Annotated in this window: 36 protein-coding genes and 1 pseudogene; 7 read left to right on the forward strand and 30 right to left on the reverse strand. The window is 67.3% G+C overall.

What is annotated here, in order from left to right; translation table 11 throughout:
* The 8 genes from PLC66_RS15360 to PLC66_RS15395 all read right to left on the reverse strand — a co-directional run.
* Window positions 1-181, reverse strand: a 181-nt coding sequence (locus tag PLC66_RS15360) for a hypothetical protein (RefSeq protein ID WP_324541936.1), incomplete at its 3' end; no start/stop codon positions are given.
* Window positions 181-756, reverse strand: a complete 576-nt coding sequence (locus PLC66_RS15365; protein WP_324541938.1) for a hypothetical protein — start codon at window positions 754-756, stop codon at window positions 181-183. The genes PLC66_RS15365 and PLC66_RS15360, both read right to left, overlap by 1 nt.
* 1 nt (window position 757) lies before the next feature.
* Window positions 758-1,021, reverse strand: coding sequence for a hypothetical protein (locus PLC66_RS15370; protein WP_324541940.1), 264 nt, complete (start codon window positions 1,019-1,021; stop codon window positions 758-760).
* 4 nt (window positions 1,022-1,025) lie between these two features.
* The gene (locus PLC66_RS15375) at window positions 1,026-1,229 is read right to left on the reverse strand and encodes a hypothetical protein (RefSeq protein WP_324541942.1); all 204 of its coding nucleotides are present in this window, start codon (window positions 1,227-1,229) and stop codon (window positions 1,026-1,028) included.
* 2 nt (window positions 1,230-1,231) lie between these two features.
* Entirely contained in the window at window positions 1,232-1,408 is a 177-nt protein-coding gene (locus PLC66_RS15380) for a hypothetical protein (RefSeq protein ID WP_324541944.1), read from the reverse strand.
* A gap of 13 nt (window positions 1,409-1,421) precedes the next feature.
* Complete coding sequence (locus tag PLC66_RS15385) at window positions 1,422-2,045, reverse strand: N-acetylmuramoyl-L-alanine amidase (RefSeq protein WP_324541946.1); 624 nt, start codon at window positions 2,043-2,045, stop codon at window positions 1,422-1,424.
* A gap of 172 nt (window positions 2,046-2,217) precedes the next feature.
* Complete coding sequence (locus PLC66_RS15390; protein ID WP_324541948.1) at window positions 2,218-2,703, reverse strand: hypothetical protein; 486 nt, start codon at window positions 2,701-2,703, stop codon at window positions 2,218-2,220.
* A gap of 487 nt (window positions 2,704-3,190) precedes the next feature.
* Entirely contained in the window at window positions 3,191-3,673 is a 483-nt protein-coding gene (locus PLC66_RS15395) for a hypothetical protein (RefSeq protein WP_324541950.1), read from the reverse strand.
* 129 nt (window positions 3,674-3,802) lie between these two features.
* Between PLC66_RS15395 and PLC66_RS15400 the strand changes: the two genes are divergently transcribed.
* From PLC66_RS15400 to PLC66_RS15430, 7 genes are all read left to right on the forward strand, one after another.
* Window positions 3,803-4,024: a hypothetical protein gene (locus tag PLC66_RS15400; RefSeq protein ID WP_324541952.1), complete on the forward strand. Its 222-nt coding sequence runs from the start codon at window positions 3,803-3,805 to the stop codon at window positions 4,022-4,024.
* A 27-nt stretch (window positions 4,025-4,051) separates the two neighbouring features.
* Complete coding sequence (locus tag PLC66_RS15405; RefSeq protein ID WP_324541955.1) at window positions 4,052-4,267, forward strand: hypothetical protein; 216 nt, start codon at window positions 4,052-4,054, stop codon at window positions 4,265-4,267.
* A gap of 14 nt (window positions 4,268-4,281) precedes the next feature.
* Complete coding sequence (locus PLC66_RS15410) at window positions 4,282-4,734, forward strand: hypothetical protein (protein WP_324541957.1); 453 nt, start codon at window positions 4,282-4,284, stop codon at window positions 4,732-4,734.
* A gap of 183 nt (window positions 4,735-4,917) precedes the next feature.
* Window positions 4,918-5,307: a hypothetical protein gene (locus PLC66_RS15415; RefSeq protein ID WP_324541958.1), complete on the forward strand. Its 390-nt coding sequence runs from the start codon at window positions 4,918-4,920 to the stop codon at window positions 5,305-5,307.
* A gap of 22 nt (window positions 5,308-5,329) precedes the next feature.
* Entirely contained in the window at window positions 5,330-5,662 is a 333-nt protein-coding gene (locus PLC66_RS15420) for a hypothetical protein (protein WP_324541960.1), read from the forward strand.
* Window positions 5,659-5,781, forward strand: a complete 123-nt coding sequence (locus tag PLC66_RS15425; RefSeq protein ID WP_324541962.1) for a hypothetical protein — start codon at window positions 5,659-5,661, stop codon at window positions 5,779-5,781. Before PLC66_RS15420 ends, PLC66_RS15425 begins: the two co-directional genes overlap by 4 nt.
* Before the next feature lie 426 nt (window positions 5,782-6,207).
* Window positions 6,208-6,633: a hypothetical protein gene (locus PLC66_RS15430; RefSeq protein ID WP_324541964.1), complete on the forward strand. Its 426-nt coding sequence runs from the start codon at window positions 6,208-6,210 to the stop codon at window positions 6,631-6,633.
* 307 nt (window positions 6,634-6,940) lie between these two features.
* On the opposite strand, the gene PLC66_RS15435 is transcribed toward PLC66_RS15430, so the two are convergent.
* The 22 genes and pseudogenes from PLC66_RS15435 to PLC66_RS15540 form a co-directional block, all read right to left on the reverse strand.
* A complete protein-coding gene (locus tag PLC66_RS15435; RefSeq protein WP_503012221.1) occupies window positions 6,941-8,773 on the reverse strand; it encodes an AAA family ATPase in 1,833 nt (610 codons plus the stop codon).
* Between the two features lie 110 nt (window positions 8,774-8,883).
* Window positions 8,884-9,207 (reverse strand): dATP/dGTP diphosphohydrolase domain-containing protein, encoded by a 324-nt coding sequence (locus tag PLC66_RS15445; RefSeq protein ID WP_324541970.1) that lies wholly within the window; start codon window positions 9,205-9,207, stop codon window positions 8,884-8,886.
* 17 nt (window positions 9,208-9,224) lie between these two features.
* The gene (locus PLC66_RS15450; RefSeq protein ID WP_324541972.1) at window positions 9,225-9,443 is read right to left on the reverse strand and encodes a hypothetical protein; all 219 of its coding nucleotides are present in this window, start codon (window positions 9,441-9,443) and stop codon (window positions 9,225-9,227) included.
* Window positions 9,440-9,832, reverse strand: a complete 393-nt coding sequence (locus PLC66_RS15455; protein ID WP_324541974.1) for a hypothetical protein — start codon at window positions 9,830-9,832, stop codon at window positions 9,440-9,442. Before PLC66_RS15455 ends, PLC66_RS15450 begins: the two co-directional genes overlap by 4 nt.
* Complete coding sequence (locus PLC66_RS15460; protein ID WP_324541975.1) at window positions 9,829-10,173, reverse strand: DUF1937 family protein; 345 nt, start codon at window positions 10,171-10,173, stop codon at window positions 9,829-9,831. Before PLC66_RS15460 ends, PLC66_RS15455 begins: the two co-directional genes overlap by 4 nt.
* Entirely contained in the window at window positions 10,170-10,484 is a 315-nt protein-coding gene (locus PLC66_RS15465; protein WP_324541977.1) for a hypothetical protein, read from the reverse strand. The genes PLC66_RS15460 and PLC66_RS15465 overlap by 4 nt, the downstream gene beginning before the upstream one ends.
* Window positions 10,472-12,130, reverse strand: a complete 1,659-nt coding sequence (locus PLC66_RS15470) for a hypothetical protein (protein WP_324541979.1) — start codon at window positions 12,128-12,130, stop codon at window positions 10,472-10,474. The genes PLC66_RS15465 and PLC66_RS15470 overlap by 13 nt, the downstream gene beginning before the upstream one ends.
* A 4-nt stretch (window positions 12,131-12,134) precedes the next feature.
* Window positions 12,135-12,380 carry a hypothetical protein gene (locus PLC66_RS15475; protein WP_324541981.1) on the reverse strand — a complete coding sequence of 82 codons (246 nt, stop codon included), beginning with the start codon at window positions 12,378-12,380 and terminating at the stop codon, window positions 12,135-12,137.
* A gap of 34 nt (window positions 12,381-12,414) precedes the next feature.
* On the reverse strand, window positions 12,415-12,669 hold the full coding sequence (locus PLC66_RS15480; RefSeq protein ID WP_324541983.1) for a hypothetical protein: 255 nt from the start codon (window positions 12,667-12,669) through the stop codon (window positions 12,415-12,417).
* Window positions 12,666-12,836, reverse strand: coding sequence for a hypothetical protein (locus tag PLC66_RS15485; protein ID WP_324541984.1), 171 nt, complete (start codon window positions 12,834-12,836; stop codon window positions 12,666-12,668). The genes PLC66_RS15480 and PLC66_RS15485 overlap by 4 nt, the downstream gene beginning before the upstream one ends.
* A gap of 87 nt (window positions 12,837-12,923) precedes the next feature.
* The gene (locus PLC66_RS15490) at window positions 12,924-13,121 is read right to left on the reverse strand and encodes a hypothetical protein (RefSeq protein WP_324541985.1); all 198 of its coding nucleotides are present in this window, start codon (window positions 13,119-13,121) and stop codon (window positions 12,924-12,926) included.
* Entirely contained in the window at window positions 13,118-13,357 is a 240-nt protein-coding gene (locus tag PLC66_RS15495; RefSeq protein ID WP_324541986.1) for a hypothetical protein, read from the reverse strand. Before PLC66_RS15495 ends, PLC66_RS15490 begins: the two co-directional genes overlap by 4 nt.
* A gap of 37 nt (window positions 13,358-13,394) precedes the next feature.
* On the reverse strand, window positions 13,395-13,574 hold the full coding sequence (locus PLC66_RS15500; protein ID WP_324541988.1) for a ribbon-helix-helix domain-containing protein: 180 nt from the start codon (window positions 13,572-13,574) through the stop codon (window positions 13,395-13,397).
* 76 nt (window positions 13,575-13,650) lie between these two features.
* Window positions 13,651-13,872: a hypothetical protein gene (locus PLC66_RS15505; protein WP_324541990.1), complete on the reverse strand. Its 222-nt coding sequence runs from the start codon at window positions 13,870-13,872 to the stop codon at window positions 13,651-13,653.
* Entirely contained in the window at window positions 13,872-16,889 is a 3,018-nt protein-coding gene (locus tag PLC66_RS15510) for a DNA polymerase family A protein (RefSeq protein WP_324541992.1), read from the reverse strand. The genes PLC66_RS15505 and PLC66_RS15510 overlap by 1 nt, the downstream gene beginning before the upstream one ends.
* A 13-nt stretch (window positions 16,890-16,902) precedes the next feature.
* Window positions 16,903-17,388: a hypothetical protein gene (locus PLC66_RS15515; protein WP_324541994.1), complete on the reverse strand. Its 486-nt coding sequence runs from the start codon at window positions 17,386-17,388 to the stop codon at window positions 16,903-16,905.
* 31 nt (window positions 17,389-17,419) lie between these two features.
* Window positions 17,420-17,929: pseudogene (locus PLC66_RS22905) on the reverse strand (DNA cytosine methyltransferase); the annotation flags it as partial.
* The gene (locus PLC66_RS15520) at window positions 17,923-18,360 is read right to left on the reverse strand and encodes an HNH endonuclease (RefSeq protein WP_324541996.1); all 438 of its coding nucleotides are present in this window, start codon (window positions 18,358-18,360) and stop codon (window positions 17,923-17,925) included. The gene PLC66_RS15520 and the pseudogene PLC66_RS22905, both read right to left, overlap by 7 nt.
* On the reverse strand, window positions 18,360-18,575 hold the full coding sequence (locus PLC66_RS15525) for a hypothetical protein (RefSeq protein ID WP_324541998.1): 216 nt from the start codon (window positions 18,573-18,575) through the stop codon (window positions 18,360-18,362). The genes PLC66_RS15520 and PLC66_RS15525 overlap by 1 nt, the downstream gene beginning before the upstream one ends.
* Window positions 18,572-20,425, reverse strand: coding sequence for a DNA methyltransferase (locus PLC66_RS15530; RefSeq protein WP_324542000.1), 1,854 nt, complete (start codon window positions 20,423-20,425; stop codon window positions 18,572-18,574). Before PLC66_RS15530 ends, PLC66_RS15525 begins: the two co-directional genes overlap by 4 nt.
* The gene (locus tag PLC66_RS15535; RefSeq protein WP_324542002.1) at window positions 20,425-20,691 is read right to left on the reverse strand and encodes a DUF2312 domain-containing protein; all 267 of its coding nucleotides are present in this window, start codon (window positions 20,689-20,691) and stop codon (window positions 20,425-20,427) included. The genes PLC66_RS15530 and PLC66_RS15535 overlap by 1 nt, the downstream gene beginning before the upstream one ends.
* A complete protein-coding gene (locus PLC66_RS15540; protein ID WP_324542004.1) occupies window positions 20,684-21,010 on the reverse strand; it encodes a hypothetical protein in 327 nt (108 codons plus the stop codon). The genes PLC66_RS15535 and PLC66_RS15540 overlap by 8 nt, the downstream gene beginning before the upstream one ends.

The following is a 21,010-nucleotide window of genomic DNA, read 5'->3' on the forward strand; positions in this document are numbered from 1 at the left end:
CCCCCGCCGGGATCGCGACCACGTAGAGCGTCCCGTCGCCGCCGGTGGTATCGACCGAGCCAGTGGCGGCCGTGGGTCCGTTGGCGGCGTCGACCGCATTGCTCAAGGTCGGCGCAGCGGGGGTGCCGCCGCCGCGCCGCACCAGTTGCAGGAGCCGCGCGCTGTTCCCGGGAGTGGGCATCAGTCGAGATCCACCGCGAAGAAGTGCGGCACGATCGCGCCGGTGCCGTCGTCCATGCCGACGAGGAGACCGCGGGCGACCTCGCCGGAGCCCGAGGGCATGTCGAGCGCGTCAGCGTGGCCGAGCACGGCGTTCGAGCCGCCGGCGAGGGCGAGGGTGCGGTCGGTGCTGTCCTGAACCAGCGTGACGTTGATGGCCTGGCCCATGTAGAGGCCGGTCACCTGGTCGATCGTCATGTTCCCGCCGGTCGGGGCGATGCGGATGTTCGTCGTCGCGGCGGTGACGGTGACGTCCTTCTCACCGGAGCCGGTGACGGGCACGGTGGCAGCGACCGATGCGAGGGCGGTGAGCGTTTCGGCATAGGTCGGCAGCCAGAAGTCGCCCGCGGCGTCGAAGCCCCAGCTACAGTTGGTCGCGCCTGTAGTGTCGAAGATGGGCTTCTTGACGACCTCGCCGTCATCTACGGCCACGGCGCCGTCGCCGCCCCCGTCGATGGCTACGATTGCGGCGGCCACGCTGCTCGGGCTGACGGACCCCAGCGCCCCGCCGCCCCTGAAGCCCCCGAAGCGGCCCATATCAGTCTCCCGTGTCGATGGTGGCTACGAGCGTGATCGCGCCGGAGCGCGACCGCACGTAGAGCGTCTCGCCGGCGAGGGTCACGACGGGCTCGTTGGTGAACCCATCGACGACGTGACCGATCCTGAGCGCGTCGGAGGGCTTGCTCTCGGCGATCAGGTAGTAGAACCCGTTGCCGTTGCTCGTCAGCAGCGTCTCGGCGGCGCCAACGGCGGCCGTGTACCAGTCGCGGTCGTCGATCGTGGAGGGCGTCGAGACGGCCACTGGATCACTCCTCCGGCGGGCAGGCGATCGTCTCGACGAGATCGCCGCGGCGTTGCATGTCGGCGTCGGCGGGAGCCTCGCTGTCAAGCACGAGGTTGCCAATGCGCGACGCCTTGCACTGCCCCTCGGGCGTGGCCAGGTCGATGCCGGAGCAGGCGCCGAGCGCGACGGCGACCCCGGCCATCCAGAGCAGGATCAGGTTCGGCACGATCAGCCCTCCTTCTTCGTGTTGGCGGTCAGCCACGCGATCATCGGGACGATGAGCCCGATCAGGCCGGTGTTGATGTTCGGGTCGAGGCCGAAAACGTCGGCCGCGAGCAGCGCCTGCAGCGCCCCGAGCACGGTGACGAAGAACTTCTCCTGGCCGGCGACGAAATTGGTAATCACGAGGCTTTCCTCCTCAGATTCCGGCGGCGTCGAGGCGATCCTCGAGCGCCGAAACGCGCTCTTCGAGGGTCGCCTGGACGGGCGGGATGGGCGCGGAGCTCGGGGCGGGCTCTCCGCCGAGCCCGGAAAAGATCGCTCGCGCCAGCAGGACGAACCGCTCGTCGGCACGGGCGCAATCGGCGAGATTCGACCCGAAATAGGGCTCCACGAGCACCGCAGGCGCTTTGCCTGCAAGCAGCGCCTGCGAGCCGTTGCCCGTGGCGCGGTGCAGGAGCCCCCGATCCTTGAGCCCGAGCGCCGAAACCATCTGCGCCTGGACCGCCAGTGCGACGGCCTTGCCCGAATTGGTCGCGTAGAGCGTCTCGGTGCCGCTCGCCCCGCGGACCGAGGAGTTGAAGTGCAGCTCGCACGACACGTCGGCCGGCCATGCGTCGACCTCGGCGTAGACCTTGCGGATTTCGGCCCCGTAGGAGGCCGCGGGGAGCCTGCGAAACACCCTCACGTTGGCCGGGTCGAGGTTCTGGATCTCGTCGGCGAGCCTGCCGTTCCAGACGTACTCGCTCACGCCGTCCGAGGCGCGCACGGCGCCCGGCGCTTTCGAGTTGTGTCCGATGACGATGGCGATTCGGCGGGCCACGGCGTCTGGTCCTTGGCTGGATTCGTCGGCCAACATAATCCGACACGGGGCTGCGCGTCAACGGGGCACGAAAAAGCCCCGCGGTGGCAGCCGCGGGGCAAGTCAGGGAGGCAGTGTTGGTGGCCCAGTGTGGGTCCGGGCTGTATGGCAGACGAATCGGGCGGCGTCAAGCCTAGGCGAACGGGTCGGGCGTTGCGGTCGCCGCGCGGAGCTCCCGCTTCCGGTTCCCCCAATCGTCGCGGTAGCGGGCCAGTTCGAGGAGGCCATCGTCGATCGCCTGCTGCACGGCCTTGACGAGCACTCGCCGCTCCCAGCCCTCCACCTCGAGGTCGCGCCCCACCCACAGCGGGCTGTTCGGGTGCGGCGCCGGGTGCTCGAGCCGGGCCGCCTCGCTGACGAGCCGCTGCGCTGCCGCGGCGATCACGTTCGGGTCGAGCACCGCGGGGAGAGGCTTCGCTTCGGGGGCGAACGTCTCGGCGTTCTTCTTCCGCGACGCCTGCCAAGCCGCCCACTCCTCGGGGATGCGATTGCGTGGGTGGTTGCGGATCGAGCAGCACGGGCCGCAGAGCTTCGACCGCACCTTGGTCGTGTAATTCACGTAGTTGCGCACCCCGGTCGAGGCGCCGCAGTCGTCGCAGACCATCGCTTCGTCGGCCAACGTCCATCTCCTGTCTGTTGCTATACATCATACATACCAGACGGGGTAGGGGTCGGGCAAGGGGGTTCGCACTCCTTTACGGCTGATCGGGCCTCGGCGATAGGGCTAGGGCTTCTGGCCCCCTAAAGGGGGAGCCATAAGAAAGCCCCTACCCTACGCTCTCGAGGAGGCCGCCGCGTAGGGGGTAGGGTAGCCCAAAATCGCCCTACCCTACGCTGTCAACCGGGGGCGGTCGTAACGGCCGTGTATGTCAGAAAAGGTCGTTCCGGGCGCATTTTTGTATGGGTGTCCAGCGCCCGCTTTCGGGGAAAATCGAGGCCGTAGCCCGGGGGGTGGCTGGCGCCTCGAGGCCGCCGCGCCTGGCGTCGACGCCGCGCCGGAGCCGAGCTCGACAAGCTCGATGCGCCTGCAACAGTATCGTCAGTACAGTAGCTTTCTCAACCCCATCAAAGGGTTAGACGACGATGCGCACCCCCCTATGCGCACATCACTCGAATGGATCAACATCCGTGATAGTTTCGGCATCATCTATCACATCCGTTGATGGCGTAACGTCGACCGCTCGGTCAGCTTTAGCCGTGTGGAGTGCCTGCAACTGCGCCTCGAGGTCCGCGCCGAGACGCGCCAAATCCTCAGGCGAGGCCGATGCAAGATCCGTGCCAACATCGGCCCCATCCTTCAGTCTCTCCGTAACTCGTTGATATATATCGAAGACCTTGGCGGCTCCTGCAATCTGGTGCCGCATATCGCTTTCCGGGTTCATCGCCCGCTTGAGCACCCCGATAGCGTCGGGAACGCCCTCCTTGACAAGATAGTTCATGACTACGGAGTCGAGCTCCTGGCGCATGCGATCGGTCATGGGCGGACTGGCAGAATATCCAGCAACGCCAACGGCGTACTCCTGGACGCCAGTCATGGCCAAGGCGTTGATGTACGCCTTTTGCCTGCGAGTTATTGGCTTGACGGGCATTTGCTCACTCCGCGTGATTAATCACTTGACATGACTTGTCTAACATACACATGCGCCGTCGTCGATAGCCGTTGCAATTGTATGTCATAAGGCTATGATGGTCGGGCAGACAGAGAGGAGAATCAGACCATGAACGTTCTGGACGGTCCGGCCGAACCCCGTACCATCGAAGCCGCGCGCCGTCGGGAGCCGCTTACCGCTGCCAATGCGCGCGCCATTCTAGCCGAGATGGAGTCGCAGGTGCGCTCCGCCAGCAAGCGCCGTAGCATGGCGAGGTTTTTCGCAGAGAACGCCACCAACGCAACCGCAGAAGCGCGCGCCGTCTACCGCGCCTATGCCGATTCCGTCTGAAATCACGAGAGACAGAGGATTCTGACCATGAACAACCTGCAGACCATTCCGCTTCCCGGCTTGATGGCCGCCATCCGCCGCGCCGTCCCGGGCGCCCGTGAGGAGCTGACGCGCCGGGCCAACGCTGCCATGGCCGGGCATGACCGCCGCATGGCCGCCATTGATGCGCGCTACGCCGAGCACCGGCTAGACGTTGTGCGGCGCTACGGGCGGACCGACCGCGCCGCCGGCCGCTATCTCTGAGGGGAGGAAGACCAATGATTGACCGCGAAACTTACGAGCGCGAACGAGCGCTGGTCGACAAGGCCGAAGCCGCGAAGCGTGCCAACTGGCCCGACTGGCGCAAGGGCGGCGCCTGCCCTACCGCCGTGATCGAGCATCCCGACTACAAGGCCGTGGACAACGCCATGCGCGGCCGAGTCGCGCAGTACGAGATCGTCAACAACACGCCCGAGTCGTTCGTCGCCTATGTGGGCAAGTGGGGCGGCACGCAAGCGGCCTTTGGGCGGGACCTGACCACCTGGGCCGGTGACGTGATCGGCACGGTTACGCTCAGGACGTCCTGGCGTGTCAACAGCTATGTCGGATCGAGGATGTACCAAGCCTATGCGCGCGTCGGCGGGCGGGAGTTCACCGGCCGGACCTTTGGTGAAGGCATGGCGGTTGTGCTGCGCGAGACCGCGGCGAGCAAACGCGCCCGCAACGTCTGAAAAGAGGAGAGACAACCGTGTTCTACGCTTTCATTCTCGGGGCTTACGAGTTTCGCGACTCGTGTGGCCTGACATTCGACGGAGACCCGGAGTCGCCGCGAAGCCGCGCGTATGATCGCGGCCGGGATGCGATGCACCGCCTGACATTGCGTCGGTTCGAAGTCTGAAAAGGGGGAAAGACTCATGGGCATCTATGACCAGCACGACAAGGCCTTCTCGCGCGTCTCAGCCTTCGTGGTCGCGCACGAGGGGAAGCGAGTCGCAACCATCGCGTTCAAGTTCCCGGCCGATGGCGCCGGGAGGCTCTATGCCTACGTTCATTGGCTCGGAGAGCCGATGGTGCGGGGGTTCGCCGGAGGCTTTGGGTACGACAAGCGTTCCGCCGCGTGTGCCGATGCGGCGCGCAAGCTCAAGCGCGAGGATCTGGCGCGGATTGCGCCGCTGACGCATGGCGCCAGCGAATCCGAGCTCGCTCTGTGGCGCGCGTTCCGCGACACGCTCATCAAGGACGGCGGTTATCACTGGGATCGGAACCTCGAGACCGCCGGCTTTGCCGTGTGGCAAGCCGTCTGAAATCACGGGAGACCAATTCGCTATGTATGGATTCGACTACCACGCCGCGCCGCGAATCGAGGTTTACCGGGAGGTTCCGGCGGGCAAGGCGCCGAGATACGAGACTCGCGTGGTGAAGGGCCTGGCCGCGTTCTCGCGCCATGCCTGGGCGGTGGCGCTCTACCTCCCCGATCGCGACGGGGCGCCCGTGTTGCACCACCTGCAGACGTTCTACGGCAATGACAGGGAGGCGTACCAGGCCGCGCGGATCTACGCCGCGCGGGCGCGCGCCGGGCGAATGCAGTTCACGCGATACCGCAGCACCCATGTTCCGATCGGCTTTGCCGCGGCGCTGGCGCAGGGGTTGCGGGAATGATCCTGCTGTTCTCCCTTGGCGCCTTACTGGCGCTTTCCTTGCCGGCCATCCTGGCCGGCGCTACCGTAACGCTCGCCTGCGCCGTTGTGCTGGCGCTGGTGGGCCGGAAGAGGAGATAAAGACCATGCCGCGATTCATCATCGTTGACGCCTACTCGGGCTTCATATGGGGCGATACAGGCGACCTTGACGGCCCGGCACCGATCGAGGCTTGCCAGCGGCTAGACGAAAGTCTAGGAGCCTTTGGTCGGACCTATGCTGAGGTTCCGCGCCTACCGGGAGATACCGGATATATCGTTTATCGGGCCGACATAGGCGGGAGTGAGGCCGTGCCGCTTGTGCGGGACGGGCAGGACCCCGAAACGATCGCTGATGTGGAGCGGCTTTGCGATCGAGTCGCGACCGTACACTACACCCTTCCTGACGACTAGACCGCGCCATGCCGCAACGGCAGGAAAGCCCCGCATGCGGGGCTTTTCTTTTCCCCTGTTGCGCTTGTATGTCATTTGTGCGATAGTGGATTCCGTACAAGAGGAGTCGCCAGACATGCGCCTCACCACGATCGCAACGGCTGCCGCGCTCCTGGGCGCGGCTACCGCCGTTCATGCTGCCGCGCCCCTGACGCCAGCTCGCGCCGTTGCATGGCTCGAGGCGCAGGGGCTGCAGCGCCCGGCAGGAAAGCCCCTGCCGCGTGTCGAGCTCGTATCTGACCCTGGCGCCTACGTCGACGTGCCGGCGCGCTATGGCGCCTACAGCCGTGGAGTCGTCTATCTCGCCACATGGCTGCCGCCTGCGCACCGCGATGCGGTGCTGCTACATGAGGTAGCGCATTGGATGCAACCGGCCGGTTGCCTTGGCGCCCGCGAGCTCGAAGCGCACACGCTCACGGCGCGATGGATGGCGCGGACGGGGCGCCCTGGCCCGCGCATCCCCTGGGCGGCGGTCCGGGCAGAAGCGGAGGCTTGCCAGTGAGCTACCGAGCGAAGTGGCGCGCGGGCGCCCGCCTCGAGCGTGCCCGGCCGATCACGCACACGCGCCGCACCGGCCTCCGGCTGGACGCACAGCGCCCGAAAAAGTATAAAAAGGTTTGCCCCAAAAATTCAGACACCCCCCGGGAGTAAACTCATGGTCTCCACATACCCTATAGTGCAGATTCTTGTTATCTACTTTTTGATCGAGGAATGTGTCATCTACTTTGCGGGAGGCCGGACGGTCCTGTGGTCGTGGCTGCCCCCGAGAGAGTAACGCTAGGGCCGGGGGTCGATTTTCAGTCGCGAAGCTACGCGAACGGGTCGACCACCTCGGCGTCCTCAACGGGCGTCTCGCCGTCCACGCGCGAGACGACGAGGCTCCCCGAGACGGGCAGGAAGGCGTAGCTGTCCTCCCATCCGTCCGGGCCGTCCTTCTGCTTCTCGCACTTCAACGAGCCTACCGTCTCGCCCTCGCCGCGGTTGAGCCGCAGCACGTAGTCGCCTGCGCCCAGGAGCACCGTGGAACCGCGCATGTCGCCCGACTTGCCCGCGTGGTGCACGCCTAGCACGCCGCCGCCCAGCTCCAGCCGCACGGCGTCGCAGGCCGACACGAAGAGCGTCATGTCCTTCTGTAAGTTCTCGTCGGCCCCGGGCAGCGCGCGGCTCACCGTGTCCACGATCGTCAGGTCTACGCGCGGGAGGCCGGCGGAGCGGGCGGTCTCAACCAGCTTCCCCACATCCTCGGCCTTCATGAAGTTGATGCTCTCGCGGATCAGGTAGAAGCGGCTCTCGGCCTCGGGCAGCGACCGCGACTTCAACCACGCCCCTACCCTGCCCTTGAAGCCCGAGACGCCCTCGCTGGCGATGTAGAGGACCGTGGGCTGCTTGACGCCTACCGGGGTGCGGATCGTGTCGCCGTGCCACTCCTCGAGGCCGTAGGCCATGTGCAGCGCCATGTCGAGGGCGACGAAGCTCTTGCCGCAGCCGGGGCGGCCGTAGAGGAAGCCGAGGCCGGACTCGGGGATGTGCCGCTGCAGGAGCCACACAGGCGCCGGGAGGTTGAGGATGTCGTCGACGGACAGAAGCTCGTAGGTGGTCCGTTTTTCGGACACCCCCGTAGCGCCGCTGAGCGAGCCGCTGACGGGCTCGAAGAACTCAAGCGCCCGACCCTGCCAGCCGCCCAGCCTCTCGGCCTCCTCGTACAGCCACGAGGCGCCAGCGCGGTACGGCGGCTTCATCCTCGCCCACTCGGCCTCGAGGTCGCCGGGATCGGTGCTGCCGGCGTCCCAGCGTGCCGACCACTGGTGGAAGCAGTCGAGGGCGTCCTGCTCGTGCTCCGGGCCGAACGCCGCCTTGATGGCGTAGCCCACGCGCAGCCAGTCGTCGCGGGTCGGATAGTCGGCGTCCCTGTTGGGCAGGTTGTTGATGGCCTTGGCGACGAGCTCGGGGTCGCCGACGAGATGCTCCTGCGGCGGGGCGTCGGCCGTGCTCGCCTCGTGGCCCTGGTAGACCTCACCGCCCAGCATCTCGGCCAGCTCGTCGAGGAAGGCGTCGACCTGCTCGGGTGTGACGACGGGGAGTTCCTCTCGGGAGAGCAGGGCGCGCGGCCAGGCGTAGGGCTTGCGGGTGTTCGGGTGGATGCCCGCCGCCACGAACTGCCGTCCTTCGGTCAGCACCTCGACGGCCTGCCCGTCGTTCAGGCGCAGCTTGCGGTAAGGGAGGTCGCCGTTGAGGGCGTAGAGCAGGAGGGCCTTCGGGTCACGGCCCACGCGGCGGGAGGTCACGCCCAGCCGCTCGTGCGCCAATTCCCTGACGCGGCGGGCCGTATCGGCGTCGAGGATGTCCGCGTCGATGGCGAGGAGGCCGTCGCCCAGCTTGATGCCTACGCCGGCGCCTTGGGCCGCCCAGCGTTCGATGTCCTCGGCTGTGCTCTCGTGCCGGACCCAATCGAAGCCGCACCAGCCGCCGTGCCGTTGAATGCCCGGAGCCTTCCCTCGGGGGTCTTTGCCGCGCGCAGCGCGCTTCGCCATGCCTGAGTCGGGGTGCAGCGGAGCGTCGGGCGGGATGATCGGAACGAGGCGATGATAGCCGAGCCCCCATATATGGTTGAACGCGGACGAGGCATCGGGTACATCTTGCATTGGAGATCAGCGGCTCCGCTCTACGGGAGGCGGCCTTTTTCAGCGGGGGCCGCCTCTTTCTTTTCGGGAGGGCCTACCGTAGCCCGTTGTCGGCCGCCATTCCAGACAGATCAGGCACGGTTATCGTTCAGCTTCCCGAAGGCGGCGGCGTCGATCAGGATTACGCAACAGGCCATAGCGTGCGCCAAGTGGGATTGCCCACTCTCGGGGTCGGATTCCTCTCCGTCCATCCACGCCATCATGTGCCGGAGTGCGGCGTCGTAATAGACGGTGGCCGACACCGCGTCCGCCCGCCAATTGAACCTGCCGTACTTCGTCGCCCCTAGTCGCATGACGACCCCGAGCTCCCGAAGCGCGGTTGTGGGGACATCGGACAGCCCGGGTTTGGCCTGACCGAAGGCGGTCTTGGGATTTCCGTCAGGAAGTTCGGGCACCGTTTTTGTTCTCCTCACTATGCGTTGCCGACGATGTTGTGCGTCGGCGCGATGAACTCGGGGCCGAACGAGGTGCGCAGGACCGTGACGCGAATGTCCCCGTTCGGCTGGATCTGCCAGCCCCAGGCGCCCTCGTGGCCGTGGTGGGCGAGGAGCGCGGTCACGAAGTCGCTCGCGACGCGCACCTTCCACGTTATGCCGTTGCGAATGGTGAAGGCGACGAGGCGCACCGTCACATGCCCTCGAAGCGGAGCATCTCGAAGACGCCGGTGTCGAACTCGTCGATGGTGAGCTCGAAGGGGCGGACGATGTAGCCGGGCGGGGTCTCGGCGACCGAGACGACATCCGGGCAGGCCGGGACGCAGCGACCGTTCCATGTCGAAACGTAGTCGAAGGTCACGTCGCCCCACTCGGTCGGGACGACGATCTGGTACGCGGTGTCCTGCTCGGGGACGCCGATCTGCTCGAGGCCGTTCTCGATGACGATGCGGCCGATGCGTTCGCCCTCCTCGGGCGGGATGAACTCGCGGAGGAGGGGCGGCACGGCGTCGGCCATGACGGGCTGCGCCAGGGCGGCCTGCGCGCCGATGGCGAAGAACAGGGCGATCCAGAGGAGCCGCTTCACGCCGCCAGCTCCTCGATCTTGAGCCACTTGCGGGCGCGCATGGACCGGTGCTTAGTCCACCAGGCAAGCTCTTCCCGGACGCCCTTCGACTGCTCCCAGCCGTCGAGCATCAGGACGAAGAGGTTGTCGGCGCGCTCGAGCATGGCGAGGCAATGCGGCATCCAGATCTCGTGCGTGTTGGGAACGCCGTACTCGGTGGCGAGCACATGGCTGTGGACGATGGGCGAGTAGACGATCTGGCCCTGGGTGATGAGCTTGGCCGTGACGCGGGCGGCGGCCTTGTAGCGAAGCTGCTCGATGGTCCGGTCGGGGTGGGAGTAGGGGGATGCGAGGTAGATCACGCCGGTTCCCCCTGCGGGACGAGCGCCCACCCCTGCCCGAAATCGGCGAGACAGGACGTGCCCTCGGGGCGGTTGACGACGAGCGACCACGATCCCTCGGCGGAGGTCCACACCTCGATCACGTTGCCGTTGCCGGTGTCGGACAGGCCGAGACCGCGCGTGCTCTCACCGAACGTCTCGCCCAGCGCCTCGACCAGCCGGTCACGCGGGGCGCATTGCCCCTGCGCGCCGGCTCCGACATCCTGCGCGTAGGCCGGGGCGACGAGCAGCCCGAGGGAAAGCACGGCAGCCGTCAGCTTCAAGGTCTCCACCTTCCGTCCTCCGATTGAATGATGAGGGTGCGCTTGCCGTTCGCGTAGTGGACGACATGCGCGTGCAGCCACGCGCCGGGACCGCGGTTGTAGCCCTGGTCGAGCGCCCCGGTGATGCCGGCGATGTAGACGCCATCGTGGATCTGCGGGGCGTGCATGTGGCCGATCGTCAGGCGCGAGGCCATGCGGGCGAAGCCGGTCGGCGTCCCGCGGGCGCCATTCGGCCCGGCGTGCCCATGCATCCCGATCTCGATCCCGCCCGAGTCCTGGCAGATCACCATCGACCCGCCGACCGGGATGAAGTCGATCGTGTCGAGGCCGCGCTCGTCGGCGGAGCGTAGGCAATGCCGCACGAGGTTGAAGTCCTCGTCCCCGGCCTTGGCCGCCAGTAGGAGTGCGAGGTTCGCGGCGTGCCAATAGGCAACGTTCTCGGTGTCGTTGCGGTCGATGTCGCGCCTCGCCCAGCGCAGCAGCCGCTCGTCGTGGTTGCTCTCGACGACGACGCTGCGGCACCACGGTCGCTCGGTGGCGCGGAGGAACTGCGCGCCCTGCGCCACCTGCCCCTCGATGCTCGAGCGGCCGGAGTAGACCATCTGCGCGCGGTGGATGGCGTCGCCGTCGACGTGGCGGCTGGTCATCTCGAAGCTCATCAGGTCGTGGAAGACCTGCACCTGCGGGCGCAGCGCCTCGATCATGCTGCCGGCGCTCTCGCTCCACAGCGTCTCGAGGACCGCGGGCTCGACGCTCGGGCAGTGGATGTCGCCCCAGGTGATCGCGGCTACCCGGTTGCCCGGACGGACCACCCCGCCGCTGACCACCACGTCGAGATCCTGGAAGTCGCCGTTGCGGTCGGCCGAGACGCTGCGCGCCCAAAAGTGGTTGCCCACCGGATCGACCTCGACGACCGTGGCGCCGAGGACGTGGTGGAACTCGGCCTTGAGCCCCGCCTTCTTCGGGATGTAGTTGGGCTCCGTCACCGCGCCCGTGGTCATCACGATCGGGGGATGCGTCCCCGGCATGGACGGCACGGCCTCGAGGGCGATCTTGGCGTGCGGGAAGACGACCGACTTCCCCCGGCCGTAGGTCTGGAGCCCGGAGAGCGGCCGGTCGGCCGTGGGCAGCGTGTTCATCTCGGCGGCGAACAGCACAGGGCCGAGGTCGACGGACTCGAAGCGCATGTACGGTTGCAGCTCCTCGCGGAACAGCGCCGTGCGCGTCGTGTGGTCGGTGTAGAGGGCTTTCTGGTAGGTGAAGCCGCCTATCAGGATCTCGGCGTTGAGCCGGGCGGCGTAGACGCGCAGGTTCGCGAGGAAGCCCTTGTGAACGTCCGTGTCGTCCTGCGCGCTCGTAAGGATGTACCGCCGCACCGGGCTCGCGGGGGCCGCGGGCGCGACGCTCGGCAGCGCGAAGAGCGACCAGTCGGGGAGGTAGTTGGGCTCCCCCCGCGCCGCGCGCGTCTCCTCGGTGCGGATGAACCTCTCCACCGATCCGCGCGTCTCGCCCGGCGCCCGACGCGCGGCCTCCATCGCGCTCGATCCGCGGCCCCTGCCGGACTGGCGGAAGGGCTGGTAGCCGTCGCGCAGCGCGGCTTCGAGGGCTTCCTTGAGACGGAGGCGGCGTTCGGGGGGCAGTCTAGGTGTGGGCATACGTTTACTCCTCGCCTTCGTCGGCGGGTGCTTTGCGCAGGAACTCGTACAGGGTGCAGTTGCGGCAGTGGTCGCGCTCGCCGTAGATGCGGAACATGATCGCGTCGATCGTGCGCACGAGGCGGCTATCGCCGTAGCTGGCACGCCAGATTCGCGAGCAGAACATCTCGTCGAAGCTGCCGCCGGTCAGGCCGTTCAACAGGCGGGAGAGGCGCATCATCATCTGCAGTGCCCGAATGTTGGCCGGCATACCATACACCTCCTGCATGGACCGGGACAAGCGGTCACACCGCCACTCCACGCTCGCGCAGCCAGCGGCGCAGGTCGACGAGCGCCGCGGCTGCGGGAGTATTCTGCTTCGGCGTGCAGGCGATGTGGCGGCGATGCGTGACGCCGGCGATCTCGATGAGCATCCGAGGGTGGCCCTTCCCCCGCGGCGGCTGCACCTCCCACGGGAGGCCGAGCCTGTCGAGCTCGGCGGTCACGGCGCAGAAGTCCGGGTTCGTGCGGACCTTGGCCTGGATGCGGACGCGGCTCATGCCTGTTCCTTCCGCAGCTTGTCGAGCCACAGCATCGCGTGGAGCCGGGCGCACCTGACGAGGACGCGCGCGCCTATGTCCGGGGCGAGCACCATGATCTCGTCCTCCAGATCGGGCGGGACGTGATCGGCCTTGGTGTCCTTGCGGAGACGGGGGCGGCGGGCCATTAGAGCACCAGCCACGCGAGGCCGAAGCCGACGACGACGCCGTAGGCGATCAGGCCGAGGGCGGCGATGACGCCGATGGCGCGGCTGTCACGAGAAGATGTCGACATGGGGTTCCTCCTTGGGCTGCGGAAAGGCCGCTGCGATCGCCTCGGCCTCGGTGGTGCCGTGGAAGGTGAAGATCCCCTCCGCGGCGTGAACCTCGAGCGTCACGGGGCCTCGAGGGTCATAGGCATAGAGGGCGAAGCCAAGGTCGGGGCAGGCTTCGCGGATGTCGTCGAGGGTCATTCGGCCGGGTCGTAGGTCATGGCGAAGATGTCCGGCTTGCAGGGGTAGCACTCCCCTTTCACCCCGCGGAGGATCCAATCCCCGGGGTCCGCCTCCATCTCACCTTCGAGGGTGTCGATCTGAATGACTCGCTGATCCAACGGAAGCGCGTACCCGCGCAGTCGCCCCCCACACCATCTCGCCAGGCTCTCCATCTCCGCCAGGTCCTCGGCGCGGAACTGTCGGGCCTCGATCACAACGGGCTTCTTTCGAAAATGAGGCACGGGCGCTTTCCTATGCGAACGGATCGGCGTCGTCGGCGGGGCGGGCCTGCTCGCGCTTGATGAACGCGGCGAGCTCCTTCTCGACCAGGCGCGTGCGGCTCATGCCGCGGCGGGTGGCGATCTGCGTCAGCGCGTCGAGCAGGTCGGCGGGCAGGCGCATCGTCGTGATGCTGCGAGGGGAGAGAGCCATGGGTTGCGTCCGGTTCTTGTCTGATTCGTTAAGATAATGTATGTCGGGTGTATGGCGCTCGTCAACCGAATATCCGTCAGAGCTTCACAAGCCCCGCGCGACAAGTTCGCCGCAGCCAGCGTGCGCCCTGCACCTCGGGGTGTTGCCGGTAGAACAGGCCGCAATGCTCGCACGTTGCGTGCTGGTCTGCTCGTTGCCAGCTACCGTTTTCGATGGCTTCCGCGTCCTTCGGAGCGAGTAGGTCCGGGGCGTTCCCGTAAGCGTCGTAGCCGAAAGCCTCGAGCTGTTGCGTGTGCATCACTTGCGGTATCTCCTAGCTTCAAAGCCCGTAGCGACGACAGGCAGCCCCTCGGCCCAGGCGGGCATGTCTGAAAGGAGCCTTTCAAACTCGGGGAGGCTGCCGAAGCCCTCCGGGGTGTCGGCCACAGCCTCGTCGTGAACGGTCAGCACGATCGGGTAGCCGGCGCGCTCGCAGTTGAGCATCCCGTCCTTCATGCAGTCGCGCGCCACGGCCTGGACGGGGTTTTCCGAGAGAATCTGGCGGGTTAGCGGGAAGCGCCGCCACTTCTTCGTCTTGCTGTCGACGCCCAGCGCGGTCGGGGTCGCCTGCTTCTCGCCCCACGGCGTCGCGACCTGCCGCACGTCGGGCGAGCCGTAGGCGAGGCATCGGCCGGAGGGCAGGCGGCACCAGAGAAACCCCCGCTGCACGACGTAGGAGAGCCGGCCGCAGCGCGTGATCTTCCCGGGATGCACCACGGCGTCGAACACGGCCTCTGCGAGCGCATCCCACCAGGCCGTCGTCGCCGGGTGCTTCTCGCGCCACATGCGCTTCGTCACGTCGGACGCGATCCAGGCTTCGCGGCTCATCACGTCGGTGGCGAGCAGCCCCTCCGCCGACCAGCGGGCGTGTGCGCGCTGCGCCTTGTCGAAGGTCTCGGCGTCGACGGATGCGCGCAGGGACTCGTAGGCCGCGGCCATGTCGGTGTTGTAGATCTGCGCGAAGGCGTGGAAGGCCGGAACGCCGCCGGCAAAGCCCAGGGCGAGTTCGGCGACCTTGCCGACCTGGCGGCGGGGCTTCGACACCTCGCCGATGTAGCAGTTGAAGATGCGGCTGGCGGTCAGCTCGTAGAGGCCGGGGCCTCGGCCTTCGTCGGCGGCGCGGAAGGCGTCGAGCTTCCACTGCTCCCCGGCCAGCCACGCCGTCACGCGGCCCTCGATGTTGGCGAAGTCCGCAGCGAGCAGCCTGTGCCCCGGGGAGGCCACCATGCAGGAGCGCAGCATGTCGGAGACGGCCGACATGGGCTCCCCGTAGTTGAGGGCGATCCAGGGGGCCGAGCCGAGCATGAAGTCGGGCGCGGCCGTCTCGGGGTCGTCGACGGTGCCGGTGCCCCGAGGAAAATTTTGAGTGTTTCCCGTAATGTAGATGCGGTCTCCGTAGCGGCACAGCCAGTACCCTCCGGGGACCGTGGGGCAGTAGACCGGAGCGTCGTTCGCCTCGAAAACCACCTCTCGCCGGTGCAGGCTGGTCGTGCGGCTTTGTCTCTCGTAGAGCGCCCAGCGCCCCAGCAAGGACTTAGCGGAGGGGTAGTGCGCAAGCGTAGCTTGCACACCGGCCAAGGCCGCGACTGTGGCCATCCACTCCACCTGGTCTTTGTCGGGGGACATGAGGCACACCGCGCCGTTCTTCTGGTGCCGGAAGCCGTCCCACTCCGCCAGCTCCTCGAAGGTTAGTTTCGCTTGCCGGGCGGAGAGGCCGAGCACCCACGGCCCGAAACGCTTGACGAGCCAGGCGGGGATGGCGTCCACCTCGAACTGTGTCACCTCCGGCGCGCAGTCGTGACGCTTCTCGACGAAGGGGATTCCGCAGGACCGAAGCAGCGACCGCAAGCGCACGATCTTGCGCTCCTTGACGAAGCGCCAGATTGCTTTTCGGGGCCGGCAGCCCCGGAAATGCCCGTCCGCTTGGAACGACACGACCAGACGCAGGGCGTCGTCGGGGATCTCGCACTCAGGCTGGTTCACCCTGTCGACCACGAGGAACCCGTCGCGGCGAACGACGCCCGTGAGCCGCTCAGGGGTCCAGTCGTCCACGGCTCCGCGCAGGATGTTCGGCATCCGATGGTCGGGCGTGTACCGCCCGCGGATCATAGTGCCCGAGACGACGGCGATGCGTTCCGGCGCGGGGAAGCGGTTGATCTCCCCCGTGCCCCAAAACATCCCCCCGGGGCGCCAGCACATGATCTCCGCAGCGCCTACCGCCTCGTCGATGCGCCGCCAGCCGTCGCGGGTCAGAACCTCGTGCTCGCCCGTCACGCACTGGATCAACCGGCCGCTCCAGCGGCCCGTGCTGGCGCCGTGGTAGAGGTGCTGCCCGCGCGCCCTGCCGTCGGCCGAGACGCAGGCCAGCATGGCGTCGAGCTTCGCCGTCGAGCTCTTGGCGGCCGACTGGCGAAGCTCCAGCACTGCTCGAACGTGCTCCGGCAGATCGTTGGATTCGAGCGCATCGCCCAGCGGGGCTTTGGCGAGGCTCGGGATGTCGGCGCCTTGCTCGGCCAGCCATGCGACGATGCGGGCGACCTGCGTGCAGGCGGTCACTGCGCCTTCGGTAGCCTCGGCCATGCGCTTGTCGAGGTCTTCCTTGGCCTGGTCGGTGATGCGGCGCATGGCGTGGATCAGGTCGAGGTCGAGCCGGACGCCGCGCGAGTTCATCAGCCAGTCGAACCGCCACGCCTCCATTTCGTCCGGGGGGAGCGGGACGAGCAGACGCCGCACTTCGCGTTCTGCGCGGACATCATCGGCGCAGTAGGCGGCCAAGCGGGCGAGGCGGTCGTCGTCCTCCCACCACAAGAGTTGGTCGGTCGGCTCCCCCTTCCGCGGGCGTCGCGGCCGAGCCATTTGGAGCATCAACCTGTGCCCGGCGTCGTCCTTCTGCGCCGTAGAGCCGAGCGCCCGCGCCGCGTCGCCCAGGCCGCGGGGAAGCCCCATAGCCGCCGCTGCGGCCGCCGTGTCGTCGTACTGGTCGAGCGTCGGCACCGGCCATCCGTGACGTGGCCCTAGAAGCGCGTCCCAGGCGATCTTCTCGAAGCCCCCGACGTTCCAGCCAGAGATCTTCCCGCCGGCGAGGGCGTGCTCGGCGATGGCCTCGGGGCAGCCCTGCCCCGGCCACCAAATCTCGACCGGGCCGTCGCCGAGGGCGTAGCAGGCGACGATGATCTCGGTGGTGGGGTCCTCGAAGTAGCGGTGCGTTCCCGACTTGCGAAGCTCGCAGGCGCTTCTCGTCTCCAGATCGATGTAGAGGAACTCCCTGGTGGTCACGAGAAGATGTCCGCTAGTCGAAGATCGAGGACGTCGATGGCGGCTTCGACGAAGGCAGTCGCTTGCGGCGCAACGATCGCGTTCCCTGCGGCGCGAAGTTTACCCACTCGGCCGGGATACCCATGAGCCAGAACGAATGATCCGGGCTTAGCTGGCCGCCACTTTCCATCCCTGCATCCGAGCCAGTCAGCATCTCGCCAGAAACCGTTAGTCGGGCCGGGCCCGCGAGCGTCGCCGCCATGCCCAGAGTCATCCCGAATCCGTTGCCGTTGGTCCCCTTCGCCTTGATCGCCGCCCGCCGGTCCTGCCAGCGGGAATCCGTGTCGTTCTGCGGCCCCGCGTTCGGGGTCGGCCAGCCCGCCAAGGCTGCGTGCTGGGGCAACGGGAGCCCCGTGTCCTGCGCCGTGCAGGTCGGCCATCCCGCGAGCTGCGCCACCATCCCGACGCGATCGAGGCGGTTCCGCCGCGAGCCGTCCGGGTTGACGGCCTCTGTCGCCATCCCCGCCGTGTCCTTCCAGTCGCGCGTCGTGGGCGTAGGCCAGCCAGTAGAGGCGCTGTCGGATGTGCGGGGCGCCGTACCCCGCAGCGCAGGAATCGACCGCCCCGCGGGCGTAACCCGCGTCTTCCAAGTCAGCGAATACAAGGTCGAGCCATCCAAGTCCGTCCTTGCTCGCAACCTGCTCGCCAAGGATTCGCTCAGGTCGGCACTCGCGGATGAGGTGGAAGAACGCGGGCCAGAGGTGCCGCTCGTCAGCAAACCCAGCGCCTTTGCCTGCCGCGCTGAAAGGCTGGCAGGGTGCGCTCCCCGTCCATACCGCGAGATCGTCGCCCCAGCCGGCGCTCCGCAACGCGAGGGACCAGACACCGATTCCGGCGAAGAAATGTGCCTGAGTAAATCCGGCAAGATCAGCGGGCTCGACATCCACTATACTCCTGTCGTCGACGTATCCGGGGGCGATGTGCCCTGCCCGAATAAGGTTCCGCAACCATTCTACGCAGAACGGTTCTTTTTCGTTATAGTACGCCCACGCCTTCACCACTTGCCCGGCCTCCGGCCGAGTGAGGGGACGTACTGGTTCCCTCCGAATCCGTGGCGCCGGCCGTGCTCGGAGCGCGTATGCGCGTCGAGGTTACTCGGCGCGCAGTTCGCCTTGTCCTCGTCGACGTGGTGAACGTCGAAGCCCGGAGGGAGGGGGCCGTTGGTGTCCTCCCAAACGTCGCGGTGCAGGTACTCCCGCGCGCCGGTCGTGCGTGCGTAGTAGCCGTTCGGCCGCTGCGTGTACTTGACCCCGCCCCGGATGACGGCGGGCCGGGGGGTCGCCTGCCGCATAGGCACGTCGCGCCGGGCAAGCATCCGGTGTACGGACTGGCGCGTCACGCCGAACATCTGCGCGACTTCCGCCAGGCTCAGCCCCGAGAGGTACGCCGCAGCCATGCGCGCGGCCTGCTCGTCTTTTCGCTTGGCGGGCATTAGTCGAAAATGTCCGCTGACGAATCAGACACGACCGCCACGCCCAGCAAGCGGGCGACGGCCTCGGCGATCGTGGCGCCCGTCGCTATGCGCCACCCGGCGCCGCCCCGCGGCCGGAGGCTCGCCTGCCACTCGCCGCGCAGCGTGACGTACGCGACGGTGAGGGCCTGCATGTCGTGCGCGGTCATCTCGGCCTGGATGTCGTCGATCGTCATGTGAAGATGTCCTCTTTGTCGTCTGACGGATCAGACACGGCGGGCACGGCAAAACGCTTGCGGAGGAACGCCAGGTACTCCGCTTCCTGCTCCATGAGGATGCACGCCATGCCTTCCAACCGCGCCGCCTCGGCCGTCGTGCCGCTGCCGGCGAAGGGGTCGAGGACCGTGCCTCCCGGCGGGCAGATGTGCCGGATCAGGTGGCGCAGCAGGCCGATCGGCTTGACGGTGGGGTGCTTGGACCCCGCCCGGTCCGCCTTGCCGGCCTTCGAGTGGTAGAACGCCAGCGGCCACGGAATGTCGTCGGCGGGGAAGCTGTTGAAGAAGCGGGCGGCGCTGCCGGAGTCGCCGCCGAACTCTCTCTTGACGCGACCCGCATAGTTGCCCCCGGACATGGAGCCGTTCTCCGACGCCTTGACGTTGTGCGTCGGGAGCAACTGTCCGCTTTTCGTCTCAGGGAACAGCGCCACCACCTCGTCCGAGCCGTCGTGCAGCACGTTGGCGGGGTAGCGGCCGAGGCCTGGTGCGCGGTCGACGCGCTTGAACCCCCACTCGCCTTCGGTGTCGCTTGTGTCGATCGCCCCGCCGCTGTGCTGCACTCCGGCATGGAGTGAGTCGCCGTCCAGCAGCGCCACCCGGCAGCCGTCTATGTTGAACGCCCCGACGCCCCATTTCAGGATGCTCTCGACGGGCTTGCCGTCGTAGGGCTTCTGCGCGAGGTAGATCGGCTCCATTGCCGGCTTCTGCGTCTGCGTGCCGTACTTCCAGCCGTCCCACGCCTGCGCCTCGGGGGAGCCGGGGAGGTATGTGTAGTGCTGGGACTCCACCTTCTCCGGGTCGAACATCCACGGGCGCGTGTAGCCTCCTTTGCCGGAGAGCGCGCCGCCCTCGCGCAGCGACTTGATATTGTCGCGCCCAAGGAAGTCGGCATGACCGGGCTTAACGCCGCCCTTGCTACCCTCGACGCCCAGGTGCTTGTCGATCGCCTTGCTGGCGTCGTGGCCTTTGGGGAATCCCTGGCCGTAGAGCCAGGCGTGCATCGGGTGCATGATGAAGCCGGCCTGCTCCATCGCGCACGCCTGCCAGTGGCCCGTCCGCGCGCCCGAGAAGGCGAACACAAACCCGCCGGGCTTGAGGACGCGATAGACCCCGCTGGCCCACTGATAGTGGAGAAGCAGCTCGGGCTTGTAGAGCGATCCGAACCTTTTAACGAGCATAAGCTGATCGCGGTAGAACGCAACGTCGCTCCACGAGCTTTTCGGCTCATGGCTAACCCACGCGTCTAGCGCGTGGCACCAGATCTCGAAGTCCCGTGCTTTCTTCGCGCGGAGGGGGAAGGTGCTCAGAACGGCGCGGAGGATTTGGCAGTCGGCCTTGGAGCTTATGCAGTATCGCACCTGGGGGTTTGCGCCGTCCCGAGTCCGTTCTGCCAACGACCCGATCCCTCCGAGCCGGACCTGCATCTCGCGAAGAATATCCCGGTCGTCGGCGCGGAGGGTGATGCTAAACTGGCAGTCGTAAGCCTCGCAGCCGTTAACCTGCTTCTTATGGACGTGAAAGCACCCCTCCCCGTCCACGAACCCGGCCATATAGTGTCCGAACTCAGCCGACATCGGAGGGAGCGCTACGTTGGGGGAGTCCCACTGCTTGTTCATGAATCCCCCCGACAAGCGGGAGAACGAGCCATCGTTCTTCTCGGTGCGCGCGGGCGCGCTGCCCGCCTTCCCGAACCTCTCGACAATGCTCGTCAGCAGGTACGGCGGGTCCGTCACCACGGCGTCGATGCTGTTCTTGGGCAGCCACTCGAGCGAGACGCGGTTGTCGCCGGCGAGAATCTGGATTCCCGACATCACGAGAAGATCCCGAGCGCGTCTTCGTAGAGGTCGATCAGGGCGTCGAGCTCCGACACGGCCTCGCGGTCCTGCTTGCGCCGCCGCAGGATCGCCGTCAGCGCCTTCACGTCGTAGCCGCGGGCCTTGGCCTCGGCCTTGACCTCCTTGACGCCCTCGCCGAGTTCCTTCCGCTCGGCCTCGAGCCGCTCGATGCGGTCGATGAAGCCGCGAAGCTCCTCGGCCGTGACGCGGTAGCTTTCCGAATTGTCGCCAATTTCAGCCATGCTTTCCTCCTTTGCGCAAGTTGGCGGGGAGTTTCCCCTCCGCTTTCAGCGCCTTGACGTCCTCACTCACCGCCCACGCCGACGCGCCGAGCGCCTTGGCGATCGAAGCGTGGCTCTCGCCGGCGCGGATGCGGTGCAGCACCTTCACGCGCCGCGCCTGCCTCCGCGCCGCGGCGTTGCGGTGCGCTGCGGCGAACCATGTCGGGCCGGAGTCGTCGGGGGCGAGCCCCGACACGCCCGTTGCGACGCGCACAACGCCGTGGCGGCGGATATGCGCGTCGATCAGGGCGCGATCCTCTGCGGAGATCACGTCAGCCAT

Origin of the sequence: Thauera sp. (assembly GCF_035444905.1) — a bacterium.
Lineage (GTDB): Bacteria > Pseudomonadota > Gammaproteobacteria > Burkholderiales > Rhodocyclaceae > Thauera.